Source organism: Microbulbifer okhotskensis (genome assembly GCF_023895975.1).
In the GTDB taxonomy this organism is placed as follows: domain Bacteria; phylum Pseudomonadota; class Gammaproteobacteria; order Pseudomonadales; family Cellvibrionaceae; genus Microbulbifer; species Microbulbifer okhotskensis.
Map to the genome: position 1 here is coordinate 1 of NZ_JALBWM010000168.1, position 5551 is coordinate 5551.

General features: G+C 49.4%; 13 protein-coding genes. All 13 read right to left on the reverse strand.

Going from position 1 to position 5551, the window contains the following annotated elements; all coding sequences use genetic code 11:
- On the reverse strand, positions 1 to 193 hold a 193-nt coding region (locus MO867_RS20145; RefSeq protein WP_252472432.1), incomplete at its 3' end, for a hypothetical protein.
- Entirely contained in the window at positions 180 to 437 is a 258-nt protein-coding gene (locus tag MO867_RS20150) for a hypothetical protein (protein ID WP_252472434.1), read from the reverse strand. The genes MO867_RS20145 and MO867_RS20150, both read right to left, overlap by 14 nt.
- Before the next feature lie 81 nt (positions 438 to 518).
- Complete coding sequence (locus MO867_RS20155) at positions 519 to 791, reverse strand: hypothetical protein (protein WP_252472436.1); 273 nt, start codon at positions 789 to 791, stop codon at positions 519 to 521.
- A 59-nt stretch (positions 792 to 850) separates the two neighbouring features.
- Entirely contained in the window at positions 851 to 1696 is an 846-nt protein-coding gene (locus tag MO867_RS20160) for a DUF2303 family protein (RefSeq protein WP_252472438.1), read from the reverse strand.
- 59 nt (positions 1697 to 1755) lie between these two features.
- Complete coding sequence (locus tag MO867_RS20165) at positions 1756 to 2109, reverse strand: YfdP family phage-associated protein (protein WP_252472440.1); 354 nt, start codon at positions 2107 to 2109, stop codon at positions 1756 to 1758.
- 87 nt (positions 2110 to 2196) lie between these two features.
- Positions 2197 to 2496 (reverse strand): hypothetical protein, encoded by a 300-nt coding sequence (locus MO867_RS20170; protein WP_252472442.1) that lies wholly within the window; start codon positions 2494 to 2496, stop codon positions 2197 to 2199.
- Positions 2497 to 2519: 23 nt separating this feature from the next.
- Entirely contained in the window at positions 2520 to 2807 is a 288-nt protein-coding gene (locus tag MO867_RS20175; RefSeq protein ID WP_252472444.1) for a phage antirepressor KilAC domain-containing protein, read from the reverse strand.
- On the reverse strand, positions 2804 to 2962 hold the full coding sequence (locus MO867_RS20180; protein WP_252472446.1) for a hypothetical protein: 159 nt from the start codon (positions 2960 to 2962) through the stop codon (positions 2804 to 2806). Before MO867_RS20180 ends, MO867_RS20175 begins: the two co-directional genes overlap by 4 nt.
- 168 nt (positions 2963 to 3130) lie before the next feature.
- Positions 3131 to 3433, reverse strand: coding sequence for a DUF7673 family protein (locus tag MO867_RS20185; RefSeq protein ID WP_252472448.1), 303 nt, complete (start codon positions 3431 to 3433; stop codon positions 3131 to 3133).
- Entirely contained in the window at positions 3430 to 3618 is a 189-nt protein-coding gene (locus tag MO867_RS20190) for a hypothetical protein (protein WP_252472450.1), read from the reverse strand. The genes MO867_RS20185 and MO867_RS20190 overlap by 4 nt, the downstream gene beginning before the upstream one ends.
- The gene (locus MO867_RS20195; protein ID WP_252472451.1) at positions 3615 to 3950 is read right to left on the reverse strand and encodes a response regulator transcription factor; all 336 of its coding nucleotides are present in this window, start codon (positions 3948 to 3950) and stop codon (positions 3615 to 3617) included. Before MO867_RS20195 ends, MO867_RS20190 begins: the two co-directional genes overlap by 4 nt.
- A gap of 233 nt (positions 3951 to 4183) precedes the next feature.
- Positions 4184 to 4366 carry a helix-turn-helix domain-containing protein gene (locus MO867_RS24155; protein ID WP_373565915.1) on the reverse strand — a complete coding sequence of 61 codons (183 nt, stop codon included), beginning with the start codon at positions 4364 to 4366 and terminating at the stop codon, positions 4184 to 4186.
- 303 nt (positions 4367 to 4669) lie between these two features.
- Positions 4670 to 5107: a hypothetical protein gene (locus tag MO867_RS20200; RefSeq protein ID WP_252472452.1), complete on the reverse strand. Its 438-nt coding sequence runs from the start codon at positions 5105 to 5107 to the stop codon at positions 4670 to 4672.
- Between the last annotated feature and the right edge of the window lie 444 nt (positions 5108 to 5551).

Sequence of the window (5551 nt, forward strand, 5' to 3'; positions counted from 1 at the left end):
GGTAATCAGCGCGGGCGATATTGCCTACTGCACCGCGTTGGCGGCGGTGGGTGATAGTCAAAACCGGGTCGCCCTCGGTATCCAGGCCGGTGCTGCTGCGCGCAGTGAGGATTAGGCCGTTTAGCCAGCGGTTTACCCGGCGGGCGTGCTGGGCCTGTTGGCTTATGGGTTTGCGGGGTTTACGCTTGGACACTACTTTCTTCCAGTGCTTGGTGTCCTGCACAGCGTCCAGAAGAGTCCATGTTGTCGCAACCGCTAAAGAAGCTAAATCCTTTCTCCTGCTGTTTTCGCAGAAAATGCCTGACCTCATTTGGAGACATTTCTCTCCCGGTTTCAGCATCCTGTAAAATCCCATCTAACCATTTATCTGACTTTCTTAACGCACCTTGAATATCAATACATATATGACGAGTTACTCCTGATACAAAATGTGTCATGTTCTCTACCTGATTTAGTTATTAATTACCGCTACCCACTTAGCCCGCACTGGGCGGGCTTAGAAAGTTATTGGCTGTGGGTCAGGCGGCGTGCGGTTCTGGATGAGGGCAGTCTTGTGGTTTGTCCTCGGTGATTTTTTTATCTTTGATGCGATAAACTTTTGCCGTATCGGTTTTCTTGTCGAATATCTGAGCCCAGTGTGTGAAGGGGTCAGTTTTGGCAATGTGCTCTACCTCTTTGTAGGCTTCCTTTTCGGTAGCGTAAGAGCGCTTTAAATCTTTGATACCACCCATCATTAAGTTGTAGGCGCCGGTGAATAGTGCGTATCTTTTCGCTGGTGTGTATCTTTTCATTGGATCTTGGTCCTGTATTGGGGCCCAGTACCTGCGGCCCGAGACGTTAGAGTTTGTGGTTAGGGGGAGAAGGAACCGATATAGGTTTCTATTTTTTGTTCGCTAGTGTCTTCTGCCGAGAACGCATCAGAGAGTTTGGTTTCAAGCTCTCTGCCCATATCTTCCTGAACTGATTCAAGGCGCTTAATCCGAACACTGAGCGCAGGGGCTTCGCGCCCGGTAATCACTGACAGGCGCAAGTCAAAGGTGCGGAGACTAAGGTCGTTGTAGGGAGTGCATTCGAATTTGAAGCCGGCAGGTAAAACTTTCTCGCTGCGGGCCTCGATATTCTCTAGGTCACTGCGGCTGGATTTAAATTCTTGGACTTCGTAATCCTCTTTACGGGAGGACTCGATAGTTAGGCGGCGTACTGCTGCGACAGCTTCAGTGATGGGTATTACTTCGCCAGCAGGGGAGTAACAAACAATATTTTCGGCGTAGTCCTCAAGAAACTCTGCCAGTTGCTTCTGACTGAGCTTATGGCCATTGATGTCTAGGAGCGCTTTATACTCTGCGGTTTTAACTAGGTTTACTTTAGCGGAGAAGTCCGCGTGCCCTGGCTTGGCATCGGTGCCAAGGTTGAAAATAGTTTCAGCAGACATGCTTGCAGGATCGACAAAACACGCAGAGTCATTATCTTTGCGGTGATCCAGGGAGTAGGAAATGAAGTCGAGCAAAACAATTGTTCGCATTGCTCCCCGAAACCGGGTTCTCCCTGGCAGATAGCCTTCAAGGTTGTGCAGCTTAAAATCGGCAGGTGCAGCCAAAACCGGTTTTTCAAGCTGCTTGCCATGGATAGCAGCATCTATCGTTGCTATCGCCTGAGACTTCTGAATTTCCTTTACTGCACTTTGATCCATGGTCATAAATAAATCCTTAATTTCTTTTTGTGTTTTGTGGGTGGATTAAAGGGTGATGGCTTGTGTTAGCCGCTGCTTTTGATTGAGGCCACTTTGCCGCTGCTGTCCTGATCAAATAGCGGTGGTTGCTTTATAGGGTGGAAGCTCAGTGCGCCTTTGGTGCCGACATACATCGGGGTAGAGGTGGCATCATCTTGGATGATTGAGCCGCGCATGGTTGGCTTTTTGAACTTGACGGTGTGTTCAATTTGAACCTGATCGCTGTTCTGGATTTTGGACATTTTCAGGTTGATATTTACCTCACCTTTTTTCTCATGGTCAGTAACTGCGCCGGCTACTTCGCTGAGAGTGTGGGCAAGCTTTTCTAAAAATACTCCGCCGTCTAAGTCGGAGAAAAGTTGAGTTACGTTTGTGCTCATTGGGTGCTCCAAGTTTTTTAAAATTGGGCTCCATACCGGCAGCCCTAATGGTTACAGCTGACTGTGCGCCTGGGGCGCGGTTAAGTTCTAGTACTTGCTCTCTAAGGGTTTTTCGCTGGGCCCTTTTCTGCCTTCAGCAATGTACCCATATTCAAAGTTAGGTCGTTCCATGACTGATTTTTTGCTGGTTATTTCAAGACGAGAAATATCAAACCATATGGTTTCTTGGGGCTTGCCGTCCGCGCTGAGTCCTGGGTGTACAATTGCCTGAACGCATCCATAAAGATCAAAGCCTATATTTACTATTACGCCTTTTAATCCTGTTACCTTGTCCTGGCATTTCATGCCTAGGAGGCTTAAATGCTTTTCAACTTGTGTTGTATTCATATCGGTCCTTGTTTTCATGAGGTTTAGCCGGCTTTAGTTGTGGTCTGCGATTCAACAATATCGCGAATCCAGGCCATACCTTTCGGCGTAACTAGCGCGGTGATGTGTTGGACTTTTACCGGTCCCTTGAAAAATTGACCTGTTTTTTGATTGAGCAGACTCTGCTCAACTGCCCACTTTGTGGGGGAGTTGCGCATGGGTTCTTGACTGTATAGAAAGCCGTTTTTGCGCATTAATTTGAGCAGGTTATTTCTACCCATTCCCAGCATTCGGGCGGCCTGGGTGACGGTATATGTTTTTTTCTGGTTCACGCTGCCTCCTGGTTTTGTTGTTGTTGGACTAGGTTGTTAATAGATTGCGCTTGTTGAGCTACTTCGCGGCGCAACTGATTAATGTGAATTTGTTGCAGCCTTACCGTGTTTAGTAACTCTTCGTACAGCTCTAAAATCCGGCTGAAATCACTCATGGCCTGCCCTCGTTATTTTTTTAAACTGCCTTTCTCTGCCAATGGCGGGTTCCCAGTATCGGCAGGGTTGGCAGCTCCAGCCGCGTAATTGCAAGTGCCCGTTAAATACTGGCTCTGCGGGTTTTCCGCAGTAGGGGCAGGGCATTTGCGGGAGCGGCTGGGCTGGGTTCATGCGGCTTCCTTCCTTTGAATTTCTAGGTGATTCCATTCGCGGTAGAGGGCGTGGAATTTTTTATCGCCGTTGGCAATCACGCTTTGCGGTTCTTTGCCGTGGTAACGCAGGTTCATCACATTGATGGCGTGTTGATAGTTATCGCCATCGAGTAGGGCGAGTTCTGCAACCGGGACCGCGAAATCACTGCTATTCCAGGCGGAAAGCAAAACCGATGCGGCAGCTTTGCTGGCACCGGAATAGCCGTTGGCGACTTTGAGCAGGGTTTCCACGCTGTGGGCGGGGTTGATCTGGTTCATGCGGCATCTCCTCCGAACGGGGGCCAATCATCGTGCGAGGGTCTTACAAGGGCAGGTTTTGGCTGCACTAACCGAACGCGGCGGCCTTGGTGATCGGCGATGGCGATTTGCCCGGTGCGACGCTGGAGCCGGTCGATACTGCGTTGGGTCATTGCGGTTGGGTGTACAAACACGGTGGCGCTCATGCGAGGTTCTCCCGGTTGCGGATGCGAATGGTTCGGACGGTGGGGCGGCGGTTGAGCCGGTTGCGAATCTGCTCTTGGTCTGCACCGATACCGTTAATGATGCAGGCGATCAGGATGAATTGAATTAATCCGTGCTTCACCGCCTTGGCCACTGCGTCGGTGCTGTTGCGGGCGTGCAGTTTGTAAAAGCACTCCGCGAGCAGGTTGCTGACGTTGGTCACTGAGCACCGCATAGCCTGGGCGGTCTCGCGGTTGGAGAGCCCTCGGGCGCGATGTGTAAGCGCTTCGGCCTGGCGTGGGGCCAGTGGTCTGAACTCCGTGGCGGTGTGCATTTGAGTGTCCTGTCCTTGGTGCTTAAGTGGGTAGCCTTATGTAGGGCACAGGACAAATGTATCACAATGATAAAGTTGTGCAATAGGAATGATAAACTACTTTATCTTTTTGGCGGGAAGTTCATTAAGTATTAGCTTTGAAATTTCTGGTGCTGCACGCTCAATAGCTGATGACAGGGATTCTTCATCCGAGGTGTTAGCGCCTGCGTGTATGCCGAGTATGTCGTTAGGGGTTATTGAAAACTCTCGGTGGAGCGTCGAAAACTGCTGAAACGTGAGTGAATTTTTTTCCCTTTTTCAAGGTCTCTGATAGCACTGCGTTCCAGTCCTATAAGTTTTCCGAGCCTTTCTTGGCTCATTTTCTTCGATTTTCTAGCTAGGTAGATTACCTGGCCTGGGGTGAGATTTTGCGGCATCCGGATTACAACATTTATCGGATTTGCGGGAATTACCACGCATAAGTTATCAAAATGATTGATTATGCCTGCTTTTCGATTTTATTTGAGGTGTTAACCTCTCTTGGTCACACGGAGATCTATGGATGGGGGACAGGGTGAGTCATCTATTGAAGGGAATGCGGGAGTGGGACGATAACCAGAGGGTGGTGGATGCAATCAAAGAGGGTTTAAGTTGGGCTGGCTATCAGTGCGGTGATTGCGTTAAGTTCTATGATTGTAGAAAGGTAGCCCAAGAAGAATTTTGTTTAGAGTGGGAGTTCTCTACTCCCCTCGGTAAACCATCCGGATCGCAAAGGTCGGATCCATGACCTCTGTGGCTTGGGATTGTTCTGTGTAAGCATAGACAGTGGTGATTGCGCGAGCTCTGGCCTCTACCGGCATGCTCTTAATACCGAGCTCCGCCACTTTCTCCTCAACTGCTGTAATACAGTTAACGAGTAGGTCAAGGTTTATCCCCCTGCTTGAGGTTACGGGATCGCTACTATCTTTATGTGTGACATCGAGCCAACCTTTATTTTGACCGCAGGTGGCTTCGATTCGTCTTGCGATAGTGGAGCCTATGCTGCGGCGTGGGTTGGGGCCAATTAACTGAGAGAGTTGGGAGGGTTGCATGCTCAGCGCCTCTGCAAACTCCTTAAGGCTATTAAACTCCCTGGAGAGTTGTCGGGCATTCTCAAGCCTGATGTAGCTAACTTCCATTCGTACGCGCCTGTGGGCCATTTTCATTGATTCGCATCATTTTGATAAACTCAAGAAGCTCAATCAATTGGCCATAATGATTCATTAAGGCACACCTCCGTGTAAATTTATCTTATCAACTGTTGTTAAAAATGTATCACTGAGATACATTTAAGGCATGAAACCTATCGAATTCTTACAGCCGATGAGCCAAAGTGAGCGTGCAGACTTCGCGAAGAAGATAGGTACGACGCTTGGTTATCTAAACCTGGTTCGCGGCGGGCATCGTCGCTTGGGTCCAAACCTTGCCAGAAGGTTTGTCTCTGCCACAAATGGGCAAGTAAGCCTTATTGAGGCGAGGCCAGATATTTGGGGCTAAGTACTCTTGGTTTTACTGGAATCCGGGGCGCTGGCTGAGCTTTTTGAGGCTGCTGATCGGCAAGCCATGCCAGAAGTTCGGCAGGC

Bases quoted from the DNA above. Each gene is read 5' to 3' on its own strand.
- MO867_RS20155 (WP_252472436.1), bottom strand. From the start codon at position 791: ATGAAAAGATACACACCAGCGAAAAGATACGCACTATTCACCGGCGCC.
- MO867_RS20180 (WP_252472446.1), bottom strand. From the start codon at position 2,962: ATGAGTGATTTCAGCCGGATTTTAGAGCTGTACGAAGAGTTACTAAAC.
- MO867_RS20150 (WP_252472434.1), bottom strand. From the start codon at position 437: ATGACACATTTTGTATCAGGAGTAACTCGTCATATATGTATTGATATT.
- MO867_RS20160 (WP_252472438.1), bottom strand. From the start codon at position 1,696: ATGACCATGGATCAAAGTGCAGTAAAGGAAATTCAGAAGTCTCAGGCG.
- MO867_RS20165 (WP_252472440.1), bottom strand. From the start codon at position 2,109: ATGAGCACAAACGTAACTCAACTTTTCTCCGACTTAGACGGCGGAGTA.
- MO867_RS20195 (WP_252472451.1), bottom strand. From the start codon at position 3,950: ATGCACACCGCCACGGAGTTCAGACCACTGGCCCCACGCCAGGCCGAA.
- MO867_RS20185 (WP_252472448.1), bottom strand. From the start codon at position 3,433: ATGAACCAGATCAACCCCGCCCACAGCGTGGAAACCCTGCTCAAAGTC.
- MO867_RS20200 (WP_252472452.1), bottom strand. From the start codon at position 5,107: ATGGAAGTTAGCTACATCAGGCTTGAGAATGCCCGACAACTCTCCAGG.
- MO867_RS20170 (WP_252472442.1), bottom strand. From the start codon at position 2,496: ATGAATACAACACAAGTTGAAAAGCATTTAAGCCTCCTAGGCATGAAA.
- MO867_RS20190 (WP_252472450.1), bottom strand. From the start codon at position 3,618: ATGAGCGCCACCGTGTTTGTACACCCAACCGCAATGACCCAACGCAGT.
- MO867_RS24155 (WP_373565915.1), bottom strand. From the start codon at position 4,366: ATGCCGCAAAATCTCACCCCAGGCCAGGTAATCTACCTAGCTAGAAAA.